We start from the raw sequence: 19,621 nt of genomic DNA on the forward strand, positions 1-19,621 counted from the left end.
CCTGATCGTCGGAGCCTGCCGTCACGCAAATTCTGGGGCCGGGCCGTGGTGCGCCGTCAAGGAGCCGAAGGCCGGCTTTAGCCGCTTGTCCTTGACGGTGTGCCGCGGCTCGGCCACGGGATGCAGCGTGATGGCAGGCTCCGGCGATCAGGCGGTCCCTGATCGCCAGAACTGCGCTGTTGCGCAGTTCTGTTCTTGCGAGGCCAAAGTCCGCAACAGCGGACTTTGGTGAGCCCGGAGCCCGCCGGAGGCTACAGCGCCTCGCCGACCTCAGCGCAGACTGGCGGCGAGCTGCGTCAGGCCCGCCCCGTCCTTGCGGGTGCGTTCCAGCACCTCGGCGGTGAGGCGCACGGCGGTGTCGATATCGTCTTCGGAATGGGTGGAGTTGATGAAGAAACGCAGCCGGGCCGCCTGCTCGGGTACGGCGGGGAAGATGATCGGCTGAACGTTCACCCCCTCCTCGGCCAGCCGGTGCGCCACCAGCGCGGAGACGATGGAATCGCCGATGATGACGGGCAGAACCGCCAGCCCCTCGGCGGTCCCGGTATCGAGCCCGGCCGCCTTCGCCGCCTTCAGGAAGTGCTGCGAATTGTGGACCAGCCGCGCGACGCGATCGGGCTCGGCCTCCAGCGTCGCCAGTGCGGCGTTGGCGGCGGCGGCGACGGAGGGCGGCATGCCGACGGAGAACACGAACCCCGGCGCGGTCGCCTTCAGATATTCCACAAGGGCGGCGGACCCGGCGATGAACCCGCCGCACGAGGCGAGCGTCTTCGAGAGCGTCCCCATCCAGATCTCGACCGCGTTGGGGTCGATCCCCTCGCGCTCGGCAAGGCCGCGCCCGGTGGCGCCGACCACGCCCAGCGCATGCGCCTCGTCCACCAGCAACCACGCATCGTGCCGCGTCTTCAGCCGCACGAGGCGGTCCAGCGGCGGCGTGTCCCCGTCCATCGAGTACAGCCCCTCGACGGCGATGAGGACACGGTTGAACTGGTGCCGCTTGGCGGACAGCAGCTCGGCCAGGTGGTCCATGTCATTGTGACGGAAGGTCAGCCGCGTCGCGCCCGCCAGCCGCACCCCTTCCACGATGGAATTGTGGATGAAGGCGTCGGCCAATACGAGGTCCTTCGGCCCCAGAAGGTGGCCGATGGTGGTGACGTTGGTGGCGTGGCCTGACACCATCGCGACCGCATCTTCGACGCCGAGGAAGCGGGCGATATTCTGCTCCAGCTCGCGATGGAAAGGCCGCTCGCCCGACACCACGCGCGAGGCGGACACGGAGGTGCCGAAGCGCGTCATCGCCTCCCCCGCGGCGGCGAGAATGCGCGGGTCCCCGTTGAGGCCGCAATAATCGTAGGAGGAGAAGTTGATGTACTCGCGGTTGCCGATGCGCGTGTGGTTGGACGCGCGGACATCGTGGGGCCGGAAGAAGGGCACCTCGATGTTCAGCATCTCCGCCGCGGCGCGCTGGATCTTGAGCTGCCGGGCGCTCTCCAGGGACGCGAAGTCGAACGACTTCGCCCCGGCGCGCCCGTCGCCGCTGTCCGGAACGAGGCGTTCCAGTTTGCGCTCCAGCCCCGCGGCGCGCGAGGCCCGCGCGGCGGCGAGGAGCTGATCCTTCGCCGAGGACTTCAGGCCGCCCAAACCACGCTTCTTCATGACAGGATCGTCCTCACCCCGGCGGTCTTCTCGCGAACCGCGGCCTCGATGTCCTCACGCCGCGGGTCCGCGGACCCGATGTGGCGGGCGATCAGCGCGTCCTGATCCTCGTCGCTCGCTTCCTCGCCGGTGGTGCGGTGGACCACCTTCTTGGCGATGTCGGAGAGCGTCGCCCCCGCCGTCAGCGACATCAGCGGGATGTCGACGCCGAGCTTCTGCTCCGCGCTCATCCTCAGCTCAACGCCCATCAGCGAGTCCATGCCGAGCGTGGTCAGCGGCTTGTGCGGGTCCACCTCGGAGGCCGGCATCTTCAGGATGCGGCTGATCTCGACCGCCAGGAGGCGCGTGACCTCGGCGACCGCCTCGAAGGGCGACAGGCCCTTGATGCGCTCGGCGAGGTCGATGTCGCCGCCCTCGTCGCCGTCGGCCGCGGAGGTGTCGGCGAGATCCTCGAAGGCGGGGCTCCTCGCGATCACCAGCTCCTTGCGCGCGGTCGCCCAGTCGACGAGGCCGATGAGGCGCACGGCGGGACCGGTCGTCATCGCCCCTTCGGCCAGGAACCGCTTGAGGACGGCGAGGCCGTCACCTGCGGTGATCGCATGGCGGCCCAGCTTGCGTTTCAAGAGGTCGGACGTTTGCAGCGAGCGGGCGAAGACACCGGCGTCGGCGATCGCGCCCCAGGCGATGGCGAGGCCCGGCCGGCCCTGCGCGCGGCGGCGGCGGGCGATGGCCTCCAGGTAGCAGTTGGCGGCCACGTAGTTCGCCTGGCCCGGATTGCCGATCTGCACCGTGATCGACGAGTAGAGCACGAACATGTCGTGCGGAACGTCAAGGGTGGCGGCCTCCAGCGCGTCGGCACCGGCGATCTTGGGATGCATCGCCGTGGCGAAGCGGTCCGCGTCCAGCGAGGCGATGAGCGCATCGTCCAGCACCATCGCCATGTGGAAGACACCGCCCAGCGGACGGCGCGCCGTGATGTCGGTGACGAGCGCCTTCATGGCGGCCGCGTCGGTGACGTCGGCGTGGCGCACGTCGATCGCGACGCCGTCCTTGCGGTAGGCGTCGATGGCGGCGGCCACCTCCTCGTCCTTCACGCCGGAGCGGGAGACGAGGACGAGATCGCGCGCGCCTTCCGCAATCAGCCACTCCGCGGTGCGGAAGCCGAAGCCGGAGACGCCGCCGACCAACAGATAGGCCTTGTCCGCCGACACGGTGGCGGGCACTGCGGCGGGCGCTTCGGCCGGCTGCGGCGGGGTGACGACGATCTTGCCGATGTGCCCGGCCGCCTGCATCAGCCGGTAGGCGTCCTTCACGCCCCCCGCGTCGAAGGGGCGGAAGGGCAGCGGGGTCAGGTCGCCGGAATCCATCATCTCGACGATCTGCGTCAGGACACGCCGGGCGACCTTGGGCCGGTGCTTCATCAGCTGGTCGGCGTCGATGCCGAAGTAGCTGAGGTTCTGGCGGAACGGGCGCAGGCCGAGCTTGGTGTCGGCGTAGAAGTCGCGTTTGCCGAGCTCGCAGAAGCGGCCGAACGGCTTCAGCGTGTCCAGCGAGCGCTCCATCGCCTCGCCGGCGAGGGAGTTGAGGACGACGTCGACACCCGCGCCGCCGGTGGCCGCGACGGCCTCCTCGGCGAAGGTGAGCGAGCGCGAATCGAACACGGCGTCGGCGCCGAGCTGGCGCAGCAGGGCCCGCTTCTCCGGCGTGCCTGCGGTGACGAAGACGCGCGCCCCCCGCCACTTGGCGATCTGCATCGCCGCGAGGCCGACGCCGCCCGCACCGCCGTGGATGAGAACGGTCTCGTCCTCTTCCAGACGCGCCAGCTCGATCAGCGCGTAGAAGGCGGTGAGGAAGGCGACGGGCATGGTCGCGGCAGCCTCGGGGGCGAGGCCCTCGGGACGCGGGATCACCGAATCGGCGGTCACCGTCACGTGGCTGGCGAAGGACTGCGGCGCGAAGGCGAGCACCTGATCGCCCGGCGCGACACCGGTCACCGCATCGCCCACGGCCTCGACCACGCCGGCGCATTCCATGCCCAGCGTCGGACCGGCGAAACCGTCCTCCAGCGCCTCGTGCGGCAGGAGGCCCAGCGTCCACATCACGTCACGGAAGTTGAGGCCCGAGGCGTCGACGCGGATGCGCACGTCGCCGGGGCCGAGCGCCGAATGGGCGGTCGGCGCCCACACGAGGTTGTCGATGGAGCCGCGGCGCGGGATCGCGAGCGTCAGCGCCTCGCCCGCGGCTTCGGCCTTCAGCGGCACGTAGCGCATGACGGAGCGGTGATCGCTGGACAGCACGATCTCGCGTTCACCGTTGGGCTCGGCGAGCTCGGCCATCAGCCGGACCGCCGCCTCGCTGGCGTCGAAGGACGCGGCGATGTCGACTAGGCGGATGTCGAGATGCGGGAACTCGTTCATCGCGACACGGCCGAAGGCGGCGACGGCGGCGGCGGCGGGACGCACCTCCGTGCGGCCCTCCACATGGGCGCCGAATGTCACGAAGGTGACCGCGCGCGCGTCGGGGTCGAGCGCCACGAGATAGGCGCCGAGGTCGGCAAGACGCGCGGCCAGCGACGCCGATTCGGGAACGTCCACGGCGACGACGACCGGACCGTCCGGCACGGTGTCGAGGCCGGTCAGCTCCGGCGCATCGTCGAGGATGGCGCGCAGAGCCTCCAGCGTGCGGCCCGCGGCGGGGCCGACGGCGACGAGCGCGGGCGCCGTTTCCAGGCGCGGCGCGGCGCCGGTCGCGGGACGGGCCGCGGTGAAGAGCACCGCGTCCGTCTCGCCGGATGGCAGGGTGCGCACGTCCACGCTCTTAAGGCCGGCGTCGGTAAGCGCAGCCGTCCAGTCCGCCGGGGCGTTGAGCGCGCCGACGGGGCTTTCAGCATCCAGCGAGGCGTTCCACCAGGACGCGGTGAGGCCGCCGATGACGTCCGCGAACAGGCTGCCGGACAGCGCGCCGCCGAGAATCCGCCCGCCCGGTCGCAGCGTCGCCGTCCACGGGGCGACGTCCACCGGGCCGAACTGGGGCGCCACGACGACGAGGTCGTAACGGTGCTCACGCGCCGCCTCGAAGGGTTCGAGCTGCACCGCCTCGCGCCGATCCCAGACGAGCGCGGTGCGCTCGATCTCGGTGTCGTCCGCGTCGGTGATGGTGAGGCGCACGCGGGACGGGTCGACCGCCCCCGCGACGCGCCGCAGGAAGGCCGTGTTGCCGGCCCCGACCACACAGACGGTGAGCGCCGCGGTGGTGCCGCCGATTGCCGCCTCCGCCGCCTCGCCCAGCGCGTCGTAGAGCGGGGCCACGAAGGGCGCGCTCATCAGAAGCTGGTCGAGGATGGCGTCGGAGGCGGGATGCTCGGCCGGCATGCCGGTGCGGAAGATCGACGCCAGCCACTCGGGAAGCGCCGCCAGAAGGGTCGCTTCGGCGAGCCTGTCCGGGTGCTCCTCGATGAGGATGGTGACGATCTCGGCGATGTCCACCGGCTCGCCGGTGAGCGCGAAAGCGCCGTCCGTCTCCTCGGCGATGCCCGCCGCGACGAGCGCCGGGAGAACGCGCGCCGCCAGCGGCACCGCATTGCCGGCGAGGCGCCCCTCGGTGACGGCGGCGTGGAGCGTGGTCGGCGGGGTCAGCACCGGGCGCAGCGCCTCGGCGGCGGCGGCGAGAACGCCCGCCTCGACGAAGAGCGCGGTTTCGGACGGCTCGCTCTCGGCGCCGGTCGCCTCGGTCAATACGGAAAGGTCGGCGGCGGCGGCCCCGGCTCTGGCGACACGGCGCAGGCTGGGCGCCGCCACGACGGGATCACCCGCATGATGGGCCAGCGGCACGGCCTGGAAGCGCACCTGATCGGCGCTCGCCACCACCGCGCCGGCCGCGTCGAACAGCACGAAGTCGGCTTCGACGATGCCTTCGGTCGGACGGCGCACGGTGATCGCGGCCTCGACCGGCGTCGCCGCGGCGTCAGCCAGCGTCAGCCGGCCGAGACGGATCGGCAGCACCGCCACGTTCGCCGCCGCGCCATGGTCGGCGAGGAAGGCGAAGAGGCCGTGGAAGCAGGCGTCGAACATCGTCGGGTCGAGCGCCAGCTTCAGCCTCTGCGTGGCAGGGTCCGGCGGGCTGAGACGCACGTGGATGTGCGTATCGTCCACCAGCGTCACCAGATTGGCACGGCGGAAGACCGGCCCGTAAGGCAGGCCGAATTGCGACGTGATCTCGTAGAGCCGCGCGGCTGGCACGGTCGGTGCACCGTCAGGCAGCGCGATCCGCTCGCCGTGCGGCGCGGCGGGGGCCTTCGCCACGGTCGCCTTCACGTGCATCGACCACGGATCGTCCGAATCGCGCACGCGGCTGCAGATGGTGAAGACGCCAGGCGACACCTCGCGCGTGCGCACCGAGCGGTCGACGTCGGCGTCCAGCACCAGCGGCGACAGGATGTCGAGCCCGCGCACCTCGACCGGCTGGCCGGGATAGCGGATGCGGCCGACCGCCAGCAGCATCTCGGTAAAGCCCGCCGCCGGGAAGACGACGGACGTTTCCACCGTGTGATCGGCGAGGAAAGGCAGCACCACCGGGTCGAGGCTGATGCGCCACTCGTGGACGTCCTCGCGCACCCGGTCGCCCAGAAGCGCATGATCGCGCCGCTTCATCAGCCACACGATGTCGGGCGATTCGGCCTTCTTGAAGCGCTGGTGCTGCCAGGGATAGGTCGGCAGCACGTCCGGCATCGCCCGGCGCTCGCCGAACAGGGCCGCATCGTCGATCGCGGTGCCGTGGGCGATCAGCGCGCGCAGCACCTCGGCCACCGGCTCGGCCGGCCCCTCCGCCTGGCGGAAGGACGGGAGCACCGTGGCGCGGATCTCGGCCGTGCGGGTGGCGTCGCTGAGGTAGCCCGTCAGCACAGGGCGCGGGCCGATCTCCACGAACAGGCGGTGCCCTGCGCCGAGCGCGGCCATCGCCCCCTTCTGGAAGTCGACCGGCTGGCGCACGTTCTCCCACCAGTAGTCGGCACCCAGCGCACTGCCGTCCACCGGCGCGCCGGTCACGGTGGAGATCATCGGGATCGTCGTCGCCCGCGGCGCGATGCCGGCGAGCGACTGCAGCAGCGGCCCGCGGATCGGCTCCACCAGGGCGCAGTGGAACGGATAGTCGAGGTCGAGACGCTTCATCGCCCAGCGCTTCTTGCGGGCGTCCTTGCCGAAGATGGCGAGCTGCTCGGCCGGGCCGGAAATCGTCACGGAGCGGCTGGAATTGATCGCCGCCAGCTCCAGCCCCTGATAGGGCGCGATGGCCTCGGCGGCCTCCTCCGGCGGCAGCAGCAGCGCCGCCATGCCGCCCAGATGCCGCGTCACCTCCTGGTGCGTGGACCGGGCGTGGATCACCTTCACGGCGTCGTTGAGGGTGAGCGCGCCGGAGGCCCAGGCGGCGGCCACCTCGCCCACCGAATGGCCCATCACCGCGGCCGGGGTGATGCCGCGGCGTTCCAGCGCGTCGGTCAGCGCCACTTGGATGGCGAACAGCAGCGGCTGGGCGATCTCGGTCCGCTCGATCTCGGTTTCGAGGTCGCCGGAGAACAGCATCGTCACCAGCGACCAACCGGCGACGGACATGAAGATGCGGTCCGTTCGGTCGAAGGAGAGGCGGAAATCGGTCTCGCCCTGGTAGGCGGCGCGGCCCATCCCGGCCCACTGCGAACCGTTGCCCGAGTAAGCGAAGACCGGCTTTTCGGAAACGCTCGCCGCCTCGCCGACGGCGGCCAGCGGATGGTCGTCCCCCTTGGCGATGGCGCCGAGTGCCTCGACCATCGCCGTCGCGTCGCCGGTCGCCACGACGGCGCGGTGGGCGAGGCGCTGGCGGCGGTGGGCCGCGGCGTTGACGTGCGCGGCGACCGCCTGCGGCCCCGCTCCGGTCAGCGCGGCGGCGGTGCGGGCGGCAAGCTCGCCCAGCGCGGCGCGGGTGGCGGCGGTCACCACCAGCGGCGCGTCGGTGCGCTGCGCGGCGGCGGGGGCGGCCTTCTCGCCGTCGGCCATCACAACGTGCGCATTGGCGCCGCCGAAGCCGAACGAGTTGATGCCGGCCAGACGCAGCGTCTCGGACGGCGCCAGGCGGGTCGCCTCGTGCGCCACGGAAAGGTTCAGCCCGGCAAAATCGATGTCGGGGTTCGGCGTCTCGAAATGGAGCGAGGCGGGAAGCAGGTCGTTGGCGAGCGCCAGTTGCGACTTGAGCACGCCGACGAGACCGGACGCCGGCTCCAGATGGCCGAAATTGGTCTTCGACGAGCCGATCAAGAGCGGATCGCCGTGGCGCTGGCCGAGCACGGTGCCGATGGCGTTGGTCTCGATCGGATCGCCGACGCGCGTGCCCGTTCCGTGCGCCTCCACGAAGGCGAGCGCGGCGGGGTCGATCGCCCCGCCCTCATAGACCTCGCGCAACAGGTCCGCCTGCGCGGTGGGCGACGGCAGCGACAGGCCCGCCGTGCGCCCGTCCGCGTTGATGCCGGAGCCGATGAAGCGGGCGCGGATCGGGTCCTTGTCGCGCTTAGCCGCCGCTTCGGACCGCAGCACCATCGCGATCGCGCCCTCGGAGCGGACATAACCGTCTGCCCCCGCGTCGAACGCCCGGCAGAGGCCGTTCTCCGACAGCATCGAGGCGCGCGAGAAGCCGATGAAGGGAATGTGATTGAGAAGCAGCGACACGCCGCCGACGATCGCCGTCTCGATCTTTCCGGCGCGGATGTCCTCGATCGCATGGTGCAGCGCGATCAGCGAGGACGAGCAGGCGGTGTCCACCGTGTAGCTCGGCCCCTTGAGGTCGAACACGTAGGAGATGCGGTTGGCGACGATGGAGAGCGTGTTGCCGGTCATCGACTGCGGCTCGATCGACATCGGGTCGAGCTGCGCTTCGTTGGAATAATCCAACGACGACGCGCCGACATAGACGCCCACCTTTTCGCCCGCCAGCTTGTCCGCCGGGATGCCCGCATTCTCCAGCGCCTCCACGGCGACTTCGAGGAGAACGCGCTGCTGCGGATCCATCGTCGCCGCCTCCCGCGGGGAGATGCCGAAGAAGCCGGGGTCGAAGTGGTAGGGCCGCGCGATCTGGCCGGCGGCGAAGGTGACCGAGCGGCCCGGCCGCGAACGGTCCGGATGGAGATAAGGCGCCGTGCCGAATCGCTCCTCGTCGAGCGAGGTGATCACGCACCGCCCGCCCACGAGAACGTCCCAGAATGCCTCCAAGCCGTCGGCTTGCGGGAGGCGGCAGGCGGACCCGACTAGAGCAACACGCGAGTCCGTAACCGTCATACTGGCGATCCTTCAGTCCAACCGGCGAACCGGCACAAGCCTACCGAACTTGCCGGGATATCAACCGGCGCCGACGCAACAATACCTGGCAGGGCAGGCCGACAAAAACGCATAGGCGATCGACGATTTCCAAGCAACAAAGGTGCGATCTCAGGCGGGCGCGAAGTGTGATCCACCGATTTCGGTCCGCAGCGGCATCACCGCCCCCCGTTTGCCGCACGCCGCCGCCGCCGCGGCCTGCGCCGCATCAACGACCGCGCCGAGCGGCGCCCCGCGAAGCTCCGCCAGCGCCGCCGCCGACAACAGCCCGCGATTCTGAAGCGCAGTTAATAAACCTGCCATGAATGCATCCCCCGCCCCGACCGCGTCGACAAGTGCCACAGGATGGGCCTCGACCTCGACCTCGCCCGCCCGCGTGAACGCGGTCACACCGTCCGCGCCGCGCGTCAGGACGGCCAGTGCCGCGCCCTCCTCCAATCTACGGTGCAAAAATGCCACCGGATCGTCCACCCCGATCATGCGCAGATCAGCATCACTCGCCTTCACGATTCCGGCGCGGGCGGACATCCGCTCCAATCGCGCCCTGTAGCGGGCGCGGTCGGTGATGGAGGGTTCGCGCACATTATAATCCATCGCCACCAGAGGCGCGGCCGCGGCGAGTTGCTCCAGCGTGTCCGCCACCGGCTCCTGGGCCAGCACCGCGGAGCCGACGACGACGATCTCGGCCCCCTCCGGCAGTCCGGGAAGCGGCGTGTCGTGCATCACCCGGCCCGGATCGGCGATGTTGTAGCGCGGCTCCGGCCCCGACAGGTCCACGATGCACACAGGCGTCGGCCGCCCGTCCCGCCGCACGGCGCTGAGGTCCACCTTCTCCCCGGCGAGCGATTGGGCGTAGGCGCACCCGAGCTCGTCCGTCGACAGCTCCCAGAGATAGGCCGCCCGCCCGCCGAGCCGCGCCACGCCGATCGCCACATTATAAGCCGACCCGCCGAGCACGGGGCGGTAGATCCGCCCGCCGTCCAGCCAGTCGGGCATCAGGTCGACCAGGGCCTCGCCGCACGACACGATCAAACCGCCGTCTCCTTCTCCTCACCCGGCTCACGCGGCGCCCGCGCCTCCGGCTGGGGACGGACATAGAGAGGTCTTGCGCCGACAAGGCAAGTATATGATTCGATCTTGCTTGATCGCCCTCGCCCCGCCGGGCCTGCTCAAGAGTGCTGCAAAGGCTTCGGCGAGATGACGAATCGATCAAGCCCCACGCCTCATGCATAGCCGGCCCGCCTCAACTGCAAGGCAACGCCGCTCCACCGTGGCAAACATGCCGATCGGTAACATGGTGCAACACCATTTGAGTGCGCGGGGCGGCTTTCGGGCGTTCTGGTAACTCGAAAGTATCGAAGCGCATGCTACTTCACGCGGCATGCAAGAGTTTCACGTAGCCTCCATCGGCGCCGGATCCTTCGGGCGACATCACGCCAGGCACCTCAGCCAGCACCCCCTGGTCACGACCGTCACCGTCGTGGACAGCGATGCGGCACGGGCCGAGGCGCTCGCCGAGGCGAACGGAACCCGCTGGACCACCGACATCGCGTCGATCACGCCCGACGCGGCGGTGATCGCGGTGCCGACCGAGTATCACCGCGCCATCGCCGAGCCGCTGATCGCCCGCGGCGTCTCCGTCTTCATCGAAAAGCCCATCGCCGGGACCGATGCGGACGCCGCCGCCCTCGTCGCCGCCGCCGAACGCGCCGGCGTGGTTCTGCAGGTCGGCCATATCGAGCGGTTCAGCACCGCCTTCGCGGCCCTCGCGGCGGCCACCCGCGGCGTCACGCACATCGCCGCGCGCCGCCACAACCCGCCGCGCCCCGTCCCCCCGGTGGCCGACGTCGTGCTGGACCTCATGATCCACGACATCGACCTCGCTCTGACCCTCGCCGGCGCCATGCCGACGACCGTCACCGCCTTCGCACCCGATGGCGGCAGCGAATCGGCCGTCGCCCGCCTCACCTTCGCGAACGGCGTCACCGCGGACCTCTCCGCCAGCCGCCTCTCGCCGGTGGTGGAACGCGTCCTCACCGTCCACGACCGTGACGGTGTGTGGCGCGCGGACCTCGCCGCCGGGCGCCTCGCCCGCACCAAGGACGGCACCATCGCGCAGGACGCCGAAATCGCCCCGCGCGACAACCTCTTCACCGAGCTCGACGAGTTCGTTCGAGCCGTCAAAGGCGGCCCCCAGCCCACCGTCACAGGCCGTGACGGACAGGCCGCCCTCGCCGTCGCGGAACGCATCCGTTCCGCGATCGCCTCCACGTCGTTCCAGTTGTCTGCCTGAAAGGTCGAACATGACTGCCATTCTCGCGCGGGACCCGATCGTCGAAACGTCCCCGATCCCGCTGTTCGACCTCAAGCGCCAGCAGGCCCGCCTGCGTTATGACATCGACCGCCGCATCGCCAAGGCGCTCGACCACGGCCAATATATCCTCGGCCCCGAAGTCACCGAGCTCGAGCAGGACCTCGCCGCCTTCTCCGGCGTGAAGCACTGCATCGCCGTGTCCTCAGGCCGCGACGCGCTGATCATGGCGCTGATGGCCATGGGCATCGGCCGCGGCGACGCGGTTCTGGTCCCCGCCTTCACCTTCTCGGCCACCGCCGCGGTGGTGATCGCCGTCAACGCGACCCCCATCTTCGTCGACGTCGACGAGGCGACCTACAACATGGACGCCTCCAAGATCGACGCCGCCGTCGCCTCCGCGAAGGCCCGCGGCCTGGCCCCGAAGGCCGTCATGCCGGTGGACCTCTTCGGCCGCCCGGCCGACTATCCGGCGCTGAAGGCCGCCGCCGACGCGCACGGCCTGCCGCTGATCGCCGACGCCGCGCAGTCCTTCGGCGGCGCGCTGGACGGCGCCCGCGTCGGTGCGCTGGCGCCGATCTCCTGCGTCTCCTTCTACCCCACCAAGCCGCTCGGCGCCTTCGGTGACGGCGGCGCGGTGCTGACGGACGACGACGAACTCGCCTCCGCCGTGCGCCAGATCCGCACCCACGGCCGCCAGGGCGACGGTGACGAGGCGATGCGCATCGGCATGACCGGCCGGCTCGACACCATTCAGGCGGCGATCCTCCTGTCCAAGCTCTCCGTCTTCAAGGCCGAGCTGAACCGCCGCGCCGAACTCGCCGCGCTCTATTCGGAGCTGCTGGACGGTGTCGTCACGCTGCCGGAAGCCGATACCGAGACCGTGCGCTCGGCCTGGGCGCTCTACACCGTGCGCGTCCAGTACCGCGACGCGGTGCGCCAGGCGCTGACCGACCGCCAAATCGGCACCGGCCTCTTCTACCGTGTGCCGCTGCACCGCCACCCCGCCTTCGGCGAGATGCTGACCGGCGAGGAGAAGCTGCCCGTGTCCGAGACGCTGGCGAACGAGGTCCTCAGCCTTCCCATGGGGCCGGACCTGACCGACGACGAGGCCCGCCGCGTCGCCGAGGCCGTGTCCGAGGCCATCGCCTCCCTCTGAGGCGCCCCCTGCCTCCGCGACGATCCGAAAGCCGGCCTCAGGGCCGGCTTTTTGGTTGGTGGTGGGCGTCATTCTCCATCCGGCCTGCGCGCCGGGGCGCGGTGCCGCACCGCTTGGCAAGGCTCGGCCAAGCGTGCAATCTCGCTGCATCGCTCGGAGGATAGGGCGCGCTCCCGCCCCTTTCCCGCGCCGAGCTTGCCCCGATGATGGAGACCGGATCATGCGATCCCTCGCGCTCGCCCTCCCCCTCGCCCTCTGCCTGATCGCCGGGCCCGCCACCGCGCAGACGGTCCTGCGCATGGCCAACTGGCTGCCCCCCAGCCACCCGTTGATGAAGGACGTGATGGTGCCCTACGCGGCCGCCATCGCCGAGGCGACGGAAGGGCGCGTCACCGTCCAGATCCTCGACGCGCCGCTGGGTCCGCCGCCCGCCCACTACGACTTCGCCGTCAACGGCATCGCCGACATCACCTACGGCGTGCACGGCTACAATCCCGGCCGCTTCAAGACCGTCTCCATCGCCGAAATGCCGTTCCTGGGCGACAGCGCGGAGACCCTCTCCGTCGCCTACTGGCGCGTTTACGAGGACATGCTGGCCGGCGCCGGCGAATCGGACGACGTGAAGGTCCTCGCCGTCTTCACCCACGGCCCCGGCGAGATCTTCACCGAAGGCGTGGACCTTTCCGCCGGCATGCCGCTGGAGGGCACCAAGATTCGCGTCGGCGGCGGCATCGCGGGTGACGTGGCGGCGGCGCTCGGCGCGGCGCCCATGCTCGCCCCCTCGTCGAAGACCTACGAGCTTTTGTCGGGCGGCGTCGCGGACGGGATCCTCTTCCCGTTCGAATCGGTCACCTTCTTCAAGCTCGATTCGCTGCTCGACCGCGGCTTGACCGTGCCCGGCGGGCTCTACAACACCTCCTTCTTCGTGGTGATGAACAAGGCCCGCTGGGAGAGCCTCTCGGCCGAGGATCAGGCCGCCATCGACACGGTGTCCGGCGAGGCGCTCGCCCGCATGGCCGGCCAGGCCTGGGACAAGGCCGACGCCGCGGGCCGCGCCGCCATGGAGGGCAAGATCACCCTCACCGAGGCGACGCCCGAGCAGATCGACGCCTTCACCGCCGCGCTCCAGCCGGTCATCGACGCCAAGCTCGCCGAGGCGGACGAAGCCGGGATCAACGCCCGCGCCGCCCTCGCCGCCTTGAAGGCCGAGATCGAGACCGTCACCGCCGAATGACCGGCCCCGACCGCGCCGCCGCTCCCTACACCGCGGACGACTCCGCCGCGACAGACCCTGCCGCGACAGACCCCGCCGCGCCGCTGGTCCTCGGCCCGGTGCGGCTCGCACTCGCGGTGCTTGCGGCGGTGCTCCTCCTCGGCCTCATGGGGATCACCGTGGCGGACGTGGCGGGACGCTACCTCTTCAACGCCCCCATCTTCGGCGCGGCCGAGATCACCGAGCTGTTACTCGCCGCCGTCATCTTCTGCGGCCTCCCCGCCGTCTGCCTCGACGATGGCCACGTCACCGTGCGGCTCCTGACCGACAAGCTCGGCCCCCGCGCCCGCGCGGTCGAGCTTGGCGCGGCGCGGCTCTTCACGGCTGCCGCCCTCGGCCTCGTCGCGTGGCGGCTCGCGGTGCAGGGCCAGCGGCTCGGCTCCTATGGCGAGGTCACCACCTACCTCGCCCTTCCGGTCGCGCCGATCGCCTACACGGCGGCGGCGCTGTCGGGCCTCGCCGCCTGCCTCACACTCGCCCTCGTCGTCACCGGAGCGGGGCACGGCGGCACCAGGCGCGGCAGCCCCGCCTGACCCGCATTTGACCTTTCCCGCCGGGCCATGGCGGCCCGGCCCGACCGGAGCGTTACCGCCCATGGACTGGCCCTACGGCATGGCGATCCTCGTCGCCCTCATGATGATGGGCGTCCCCATCGCCTTCGCCATGATGACGGTCGGTGTCGGCGGCGTCGCCTCGATCATCGGCATCGGACCGGCCCTCTCCCTGCTCGGCCAGACCTATTTCGACAACGCCCGCAACTACTCCCTCTCCGTGCTGCCCCTCTTCCTCATGATGGGCAACTTCGTCATGCAGTCGGGCATCGCCGGCGACCTCTACACCGCCGCCCACGCCTGGCTGAGGCACCGGCGCGGCGGCCTCGCCATGGCCACCATCGTCGCCTGCGGCGGCTTCTCCTCGGTGTGCGGATCCTCCCTCGCCACCGCCGCCACCATGTCCAAGATCGCGCTCCCGTCCATGCGCCGCTTCGGCTACCCGGACAGCCTCTCCACCGCCTCCATCGCCGCCGGCGGAACGCTCGGCATCCTCATCCCGCCGTCCGTCATCCTCATCTTCTACGGCATCATGACGAGCCAGGACATCGGCGCCCTCTTCCTCGCCGGGGTCGTTCCGGGCCTCGTCGGCGTCGTCCTCTACGTGGCCGCCGTGCGCATCGCCATCGCCGCCGGGGGGATCGAGCTGCCGCGCGAGGAGGCGCTGCCGCTCGGCCAACGCATCCGCGCCCTCAAGGGCGTCTCCGGCGCGCTTCTCCTCTTCGCCTTCGTCATGGGCGGCATCTATTTCGGCGTCTTCACCGTCACCGAGGCGGCGGGCTGCGGCGCCGCCGGGGCGCTCGTCCTCACCATCGCCCGCGGCCGCCTCGCCCCGCGCGAAACCTTCGCCACCCTGTTCGAGACCGCCAAGATGACGGCGATGATGTTCTTCATCCTGTTCGGCGCCCTCACCTTCGCCAACTACGTCACCCTCTCCGGCATGACGACGGATCTGCGCGAAGCCCTCGGCCTCCTCTCCTCGCCGCTCGCCATCATCGTGACCATGTTTGCCATTTACATCGTCCTCGGCTGCGTCCTGGAGAGCTTGTCGATGATCGTCCTCACGGTGCCGATCTTCTACCCCGTCGCCCAGGCGGCCGGGTTCGATCTCGTCTGGTTCGGCATCTTCGTCGTCGTCGCCACCGAGATCAGCTACATCACGCCCCCCGTCGGCATGAACGCCTTCGTGCTCACGTCGGTGAACAAGGGGCTGAAGCTCGGCACCGTGTTCCGCGGCCTCGTCCCGTTCGTGGCGATGGACATGGTGCGCGTCGCCCTCCTCATCGCCGTTCCGGGGCTGGCCCTCTTCCTTCCCGGAACAATGTGAGCGCCCCGCCCGCTGCCCCCTGGACCGCAACCATTTTAGGCTTAAACTAACACCGCGAACGAGACGGCACAGCGCGGGAGGACCCGATGAAGATCACGGTGATCGGCGGCGGACCGGGTGGGCTCTATTTCGCGCTTCTGACCAAGAAGCGCCGGCCCGACTGGCAGATCGAGATCTACGAGCAGAACCGAGCCGACGACACCTTCGGCTTCGGCGTCGTCTTCTCCGACGAGACGCTGGGCGAGTTCCTGTCGCGCGACCGCCGCTCCTTCCAGCACATCCGCGCCGAGATGGAGTATTGGGACGACGTCGCCATCCACAAGGACGGCGCCACCATGCGCTGCGGCGGCAACGGATTCGCGGGGATGAGCCGCAAGCTGCTCCTGTCCATCCTGCAGCACCGCTGCCGCCAGGAGGGCGTTGCGCTCCACTTCGCCGAAGCCATCCCCGCCGACGAGATCGCCACCCGCTTCGCCTCGTCCGACATCATCGTCGCCGCCGACGGCATCAACTCGAAGATCCGCGACTACTACGCCGACGCCTTCCAGCCCCAGGTCGAACTGAAGGCCAACCGCTTCTGCTGGATGGGCTCGTCCCGGCCGATGGGCGAGTTCAACTACTTCTTCAAACAGACCGACCACGGCATCATCTGCGCCCACACCTACCAGTACGAGGCGGACCTCTCGACCTGGATCTTCGAGATGGACGATGCCTGCTGGCGCGGCCACGGCTTCGACCAGATGGACGAAAAGGCCTCGGCGGACGCCCTCGCCGCGCTCTATGCGGACGAACTCGACGGTCACCCGCTGCTGCTGAACCGCTCCAACTGGCGCCAGTTCCCGCGCATCCAGTGCCGCAACTGGACCCACCGCAACATCGTCCTCCTCGGCGATGCGAAGGCGTCGGCCCACTACTCCATCGGCTCGGGCACCAAGCTCGCCATGGAGTGCGCAATCGCCCTGTCCGATGCGGTGGTGGAGCACGGCGAGGCGGACGTTTCCGCCGCCTTCCGCGCCTACGAGGAGGCGCGCCGCGCCCCGTGCGACATCATCCAGCACAATGCCGACGTGTCGCTCGCCTGGTTCGAGCACATGAACCGCTCCTGGGACATGAGCCTGGAGCAGTTCGCCATGGTCGTGATGTGCCGGGCCAAGTCGGTGACCTACGACAACCTCCTCGTGCGCGATCCGGCCTTCGTCGACGCCGTCGACACCGCCTTCTACGAGGAGCACTTCCGCAGGACCGGCTACGACTACCGCAAGTCTCGCCCGACGCCGATGTTCACCAAGATCCGCCTGCGCGAGATGGAGGTGGAAAACCGCGTCGTGATGAGCCCGATGGCGCAGTACAGCGCGGACGAGGACGGCAACCTCACCGACTGGCACTTCGTCCACTATACCAGCCACGCCCTCGGCGGCCCCGGCATCGTCTTTTGCGAGATGACGTGCCCGTCGCCCGACGCGCGCATCACGCTCGGCTGTCCGGGCCTCTGGAGCGACGCGCAGGAGGCCGCGTGGGCGCGGATCGTCGATTTCATCCACACCCACACGCGCACGAAGATCGCGATGCAGCTCGGCCACGCCGGGCGCAAAGGGTCGACGCAGCTCGGCTGGGAGACGATGGACTATCCGATCGCCGACGCCGCGAAGAACTGGCCGCTCCTGTCGGCCTCGGCGCTCCCCTACCACTCCGGCATCAGCCAGACCCCGAAGGCGATGGACCGGGGCGACATGGAACGCGTCACCGCCGATTTCGTCCAGGCGGCGGAACGTGCCGCCCGCGCGGGCTTCGACATGCTTGAGCTGCACGCCGCCCACGGCTACCTCATCGCCTCCTTCCTCTCCCCCCTCACCAACCACCGCACCGACGACTACGGCGGCAGCATCCAAAACCGCCTGCGCTTCCCGCTCGAGGTGTTCTCGGCGATGCGCGCGGTGTGGCCCGCCGAGCGGCCGATGTCGGTGCGCATCTCGGCCAGCGACTGGATGGAGGGCGGCATATCCGAGGAGGACACATTCGCCGTCGCCGAGGCCTTCGCGGCGGCGGGGTGCGATCTCGTCGACGTGTCGGCGGGGCAGACGGTGGCCGAGCAGGCGCCGGTCTATGGCCGCATGTTCCAGGTGAAGTTCGCCGAGGCGATCCGCAACGTGCCGAAGATGGCGACGATGGCCGTCGGCGCGATCACCGAGGCGGCGCAGGTGAACACGATCATCCACACCCGCCGCGCCGACCTCGTGGCGCTGGGGCGGCCGCACATGTGGTCGCCCTATCTGACGCGCGAGGCCGCCGCCTGGTACGATGCGCGCAACCAGCACTGGCCAGCGCAATATTTCGCCGGACGCGACCAGGCGCAGCGCGAGATGAAGAAGCGCCGCGAGCAGGAGATGGAGCTGCGCCGCAAGGCCCGGCCGCGCCCTTATACCGCGCCCGCCGATACGCCCGCCCCGCCGCCGCGCCGCGCCGCCGAATAGGCCGCGTTGCCCCCGCGCGACCGCGGGACCGCGCCGCCCGGCGCGCCCCGGTTCCGCGACCGCCACCCCCGTCCGCCCTCGTCCGCCCCCTGTCCGCCCTCGTCCGCTCCATGGCTGGGCAGGTCCCGCCCGTTCGCTCAGCACAACGCCGGTTGTCTCATCAATTGTGGCGAGACATTCTCCGATGCGACGAAAGCAGTTGCCGCCCAATATTTTATGCGTAAAGTATTTGGAAGCGGGCGCAGCGGCTGGGTGCGCAAGGATTGGCGGGATATTTCTCGCCAAGCCAGCGCGCTGTGCAAAAGAACACTCGCGTGGAGAGACGTGGATGAGGACTATTCTGAAAGTCGGCGCCGCCCTGTTGGCGACGACCATCGTCGCCGGCCCGGCCATGGCCCAGGACGGCGTCAAGATCGGCATCATGTTGACGCTGTCGGGCCCGCCCGCCGTCCTCGGTGAGCAGGCCAAGAACGGCTTCGAACTCGCGGTCGAGAAGATGGGCGGCCAGCTCGGCGGCATCCCGACCGAGATCATCGTCGTCGACGACGAGCTGAAGCCGGACATCGCCGCCACCAAGGCGCGCGAGCTGGTCGAGCGGGACGGCGCCGACTTCGTTGTCGGGCCGATCTTCTCCAACATCATGCAGGCGATCGCCAAACCCGTGACCGACGCGGGCGCCTTCCTCATCAGCCCCAACGCCGGCACCTCCACCTTCGCCGGGGCCGAGTGCAACCCGAACCTCTTCGTCGCCTCCTACCAGAACGATCAGGTTCACGAAGTCCTCGGCAAGTATGCGCAGGACACCGGCTACAGCCGCGTCTTCCTGATGGCGCCGAATTACCAGGCCGGCAAGGACGCGCTGGCCGGCTTCCGCCACTCCTACGAAGGCGAAGTCGTCGGCGAAGTGTTCGTGCCGCTCGGCCAGCTCGACTTCTCGGCCGAACTGGCGCAGATCGCCGCCTACCAGCCGGACGCCATCTACACCTTCATGCCGGGCGGCATGGGCGTGAACCTCGTCAAGCAGTACCGCCAGGCGGGGCTCGACACGATCCCCTTCCTCTCAGCCTTCACCGTCGACGAGACGACGCTTCCCGCCCAGCAGGACGCGGCGGTCGGCTTCTTCGGCGGCGCCAACTGGGCGCCCGACCTCGACAACGAGGCCTCGAAGGAATTCGTTGCCGCCTACGAAGAAAAGTACGGCGCGGTGCCCGGCACCTACGCGATGCAGGCCTACGACGCGGCCCAGCTCATCGACAGCGCGATCAAGGCCGCCGGGGGCGACGTGTCGGACTCCGACGCGATCCGCGCGGGCCTGCGCGCGGCGGACATCACCTCGCTGCGCGGTGACTTCAAGTTCGGACCCAACAACTACCCGATCCAGGACTTCTACCTGGTGAAGGTCGCCAAGCGCGACGACGGCAAGTTCGAGACGCAGATCGCCGAAAAGATCTTCGACGACTACGCCGACAACTACGCCTCCCAGTGCCAGATGGCGAAATAACACCGACGACCGGCGCCCCTCCGGGGGTGCCG

At 69.9% G+C, this 19,621-nt stretch carries 10 protein-coding genes; 7 read left to right on the forward strand and 3 right to left on the reverse strand.

Annotation, left to right across the window (positions count from 1 at the left end; all coding sequences use genetic code 11):
- Positions 1 to 270: 270 nt before the first annotated feature.
- The 3 genes from BIX52_RS00090 to BIX52_RS00100 form a co-directional block, all read right to left on the reverse strand.
- On the reverse strand, positions 271 to 1,656 hold the full coding sequence (locus BIX52_RS00090; protein ID WP_083659895.1) for an aminotransferase class I/II-fold pyridoxal phosphate-dependent enzyme: 1,386 nt from the start codon (positions 1,654 to 1,656) through the stop codon (positions 271 to 273).
- Entirely contained in the window at positions 1,653 to 8,957 is a 7,305-nt protein-coding gene (locus BIX52_RS00095; protein ID WP_075219024.1) for a type I polyketide synthase, read from the reverse strand. The genes BIX52_RS00090 and BIX52_RS00095 overlap by 4 nt, the downstream gene beginning before the upstream one ends.
- Positions 8,958 to 9,107: 150 nt before the next feature.
- A complete protein-coding gene (locus BIX52_RS00100) occupies positions 9,108 to 10,022 on the reverse strand; it encodes a PfkB family carbohydrate kinase (protein WP_245803121.1) in 915 nt (304 codons plus the stop codon).
- 355 nt (positions 10,023 to 10,377) lie between these two features.
- On the opposite strand from BIX52_RS00100, the gene BIX52_RS00105 reads away from it, so the two are divergent.
- The 7 genes from BIX52_RS00105 (at position 10,378) to BIX52_RS00135 (ending at position 19,589) form a co-directional block, all read left to right on the forward strand.
- Positions 10,378 to 11,289, forward strand: a complete 912-nt coding sequence (locus BIX52_RS00105) for a Gfo/Idh/MocA family protein (protein ID WP_075219026.1) — start codon at positions 10,378 to 10,380, stop codon at positions 11,287 to 11,289.
- 10 nt (positions 11,290 to 11,299) lie between these two features.
- Complete coding sequence (locus BIX52_RS00110; RefSeq protein WP_075219027.1) at positions 11,300 to 12,466, forward strand: DegT/DnrJ/EryC1/StrS family aminotransferase; 1,167 nt, start codon at positions 11,300 to 11,302, stop codon at positions 12,464 to 12,466.
- Positions 12,467 to 12,686: 220 nt separating this feature from the next.
- A complete protein-coding gene (locus BIX52_RS00115) occupies positions 12,687 to 13,700 on the forward strand; it encodes a TRAP transporter substrate-binding protein (protein WP_075219028.1) in 1,014 nt (337 codons plus the stop codon).
- Positions 13,697 to 14,272 (forward strand): TRAP transporter small permease, encoded by a 576-nt coding sequence (locus BIX52_RS00120; protein WP_083659896.1) that lies wholly within the window; start codon positions 13,697 to 13,699, stop codon positions 14,270 to 14,272. Before BIX52_RS00115 ends, BIX52_RS00120 begins: the two co-directional genes overlap by 4 nt.
- A gap of 61 nt (positions 14,273 to 14,333) precedes the next feature.
- Entirely contained in the window at positions 14,334 to 15,617 is a 1,284-nt protein-coding gene (locus BIX52_RS00125) for a TRAP transporter large permease (RefSeq protein ID WP_075219029.1), read from the forward strand.
- 86 nt (positions 15,618 to 15,703) lie between these two features.
- Positions 15,704 to 18,088, forward strand: coding sequence for an oxidoreductase (locus tag BIX52_RS00130; protein ID WP_075219030.1), 2,385 nt, complete (start codon positions 15,704 to 15,706; stop codon positions 18,086 to 18,088).
- A gap of 328 nt (positions 18,089 to 18,416) precedes the next feature.
- Positions 18,417 to 19,589 (forward strand): ABC transporter substrate-binding protein, encoded by a 1,173-nt coding sequence (locus BIX52_RS00135; protein WP_075219031.1) that lies wholly within the window; start codon positions 18,417 to 18,419, stop codon positions 19,587 to 19,589.
- Positions 19,590 to 19,621: the final 32 nt, after the last annotated feature.

Origin of the sequence: Acuticoccus yangtzensis, assembly GCF_001927245.1 — a bacterium.
Taxonomy (GTDB): Bacteria; Pseudomonadota; Alphaproteobacteria; order Rhizobiales; family Amorphaceae; genus Acuticoccus; species Acuticoccus yangtzensis.

What these genes read in the sequence shown, in the direction of transcription:
- BIX52_RS00090 (WP_083659895.1), bottom strand. Translation starts at nt 1,656, where the DNA reads ATGAAGAAGCGTGGTTTGGGCGGCCTGAAGTCCTCGGCGAAGGATCAG.
- BIX52_RS00095 (WP_075219024.1), bottom strand. Translation starts at nt 8,957, where the DNA reads ATGACGGTTACGGACTCGCGTGTTGCTCTAGTCGGGTCCGCCTGCCGC.
- BIX52_RS00105 (WP_075219026.1), top strand. Translation starts at nt 10,378, where the DNA reads ATGCAAGAGTTTCACGTAGCCTCCATCGGCGCCGGATCCTTCGGGCGA.
- BIX52_RS00110 (WP_075219027.1), top strand. Translation starts at nt 11,300, where the DNA reads ATGACTGCCATTCTCGCGCGGGACCCGATCGTCGAAACGTCCCCGATC.
- BIX52_RS00115 (WP_075219028.1), top strand. Translation starts at nt 12,687, where the DNA reads ATGCGATCCCTCGCGCTCGCCCTCCCCCTCGCCCTCTGCCTGATCGCC.
- BIX52_RS00120 (WP_083659896.1), top strand. Translation starts at nt 13,697, where the DNA reads ATGACCGGCCCCGACCGCGCCGCCGCTCCCTACACCGCGGACGACTCC.
- BIX52_RS00125 (WP_075219029.1), top strand. Translation starts at nt 14,334, where the DNA reads ATGGACTGGCCCTACGGCATGGCGATCCTCGTCGCCCTCATGATGATG.
- BIX52_RS00130 (WP_075219030.1), top strand. Translation starts at nt 15,704, where the DNA reads ATGAAGATCACGGTGATCGGCGGCGGACCGGGTGGGCTCTATTTCGCG.
- BIX52_RS00135 (WP_075219031.1), top strand. Translation starts at nt 18,417, where the DNA reads ATGAGGACTATTCTGAAAGTCGGCGCCGCCCTGTTGGCGACGACCATC.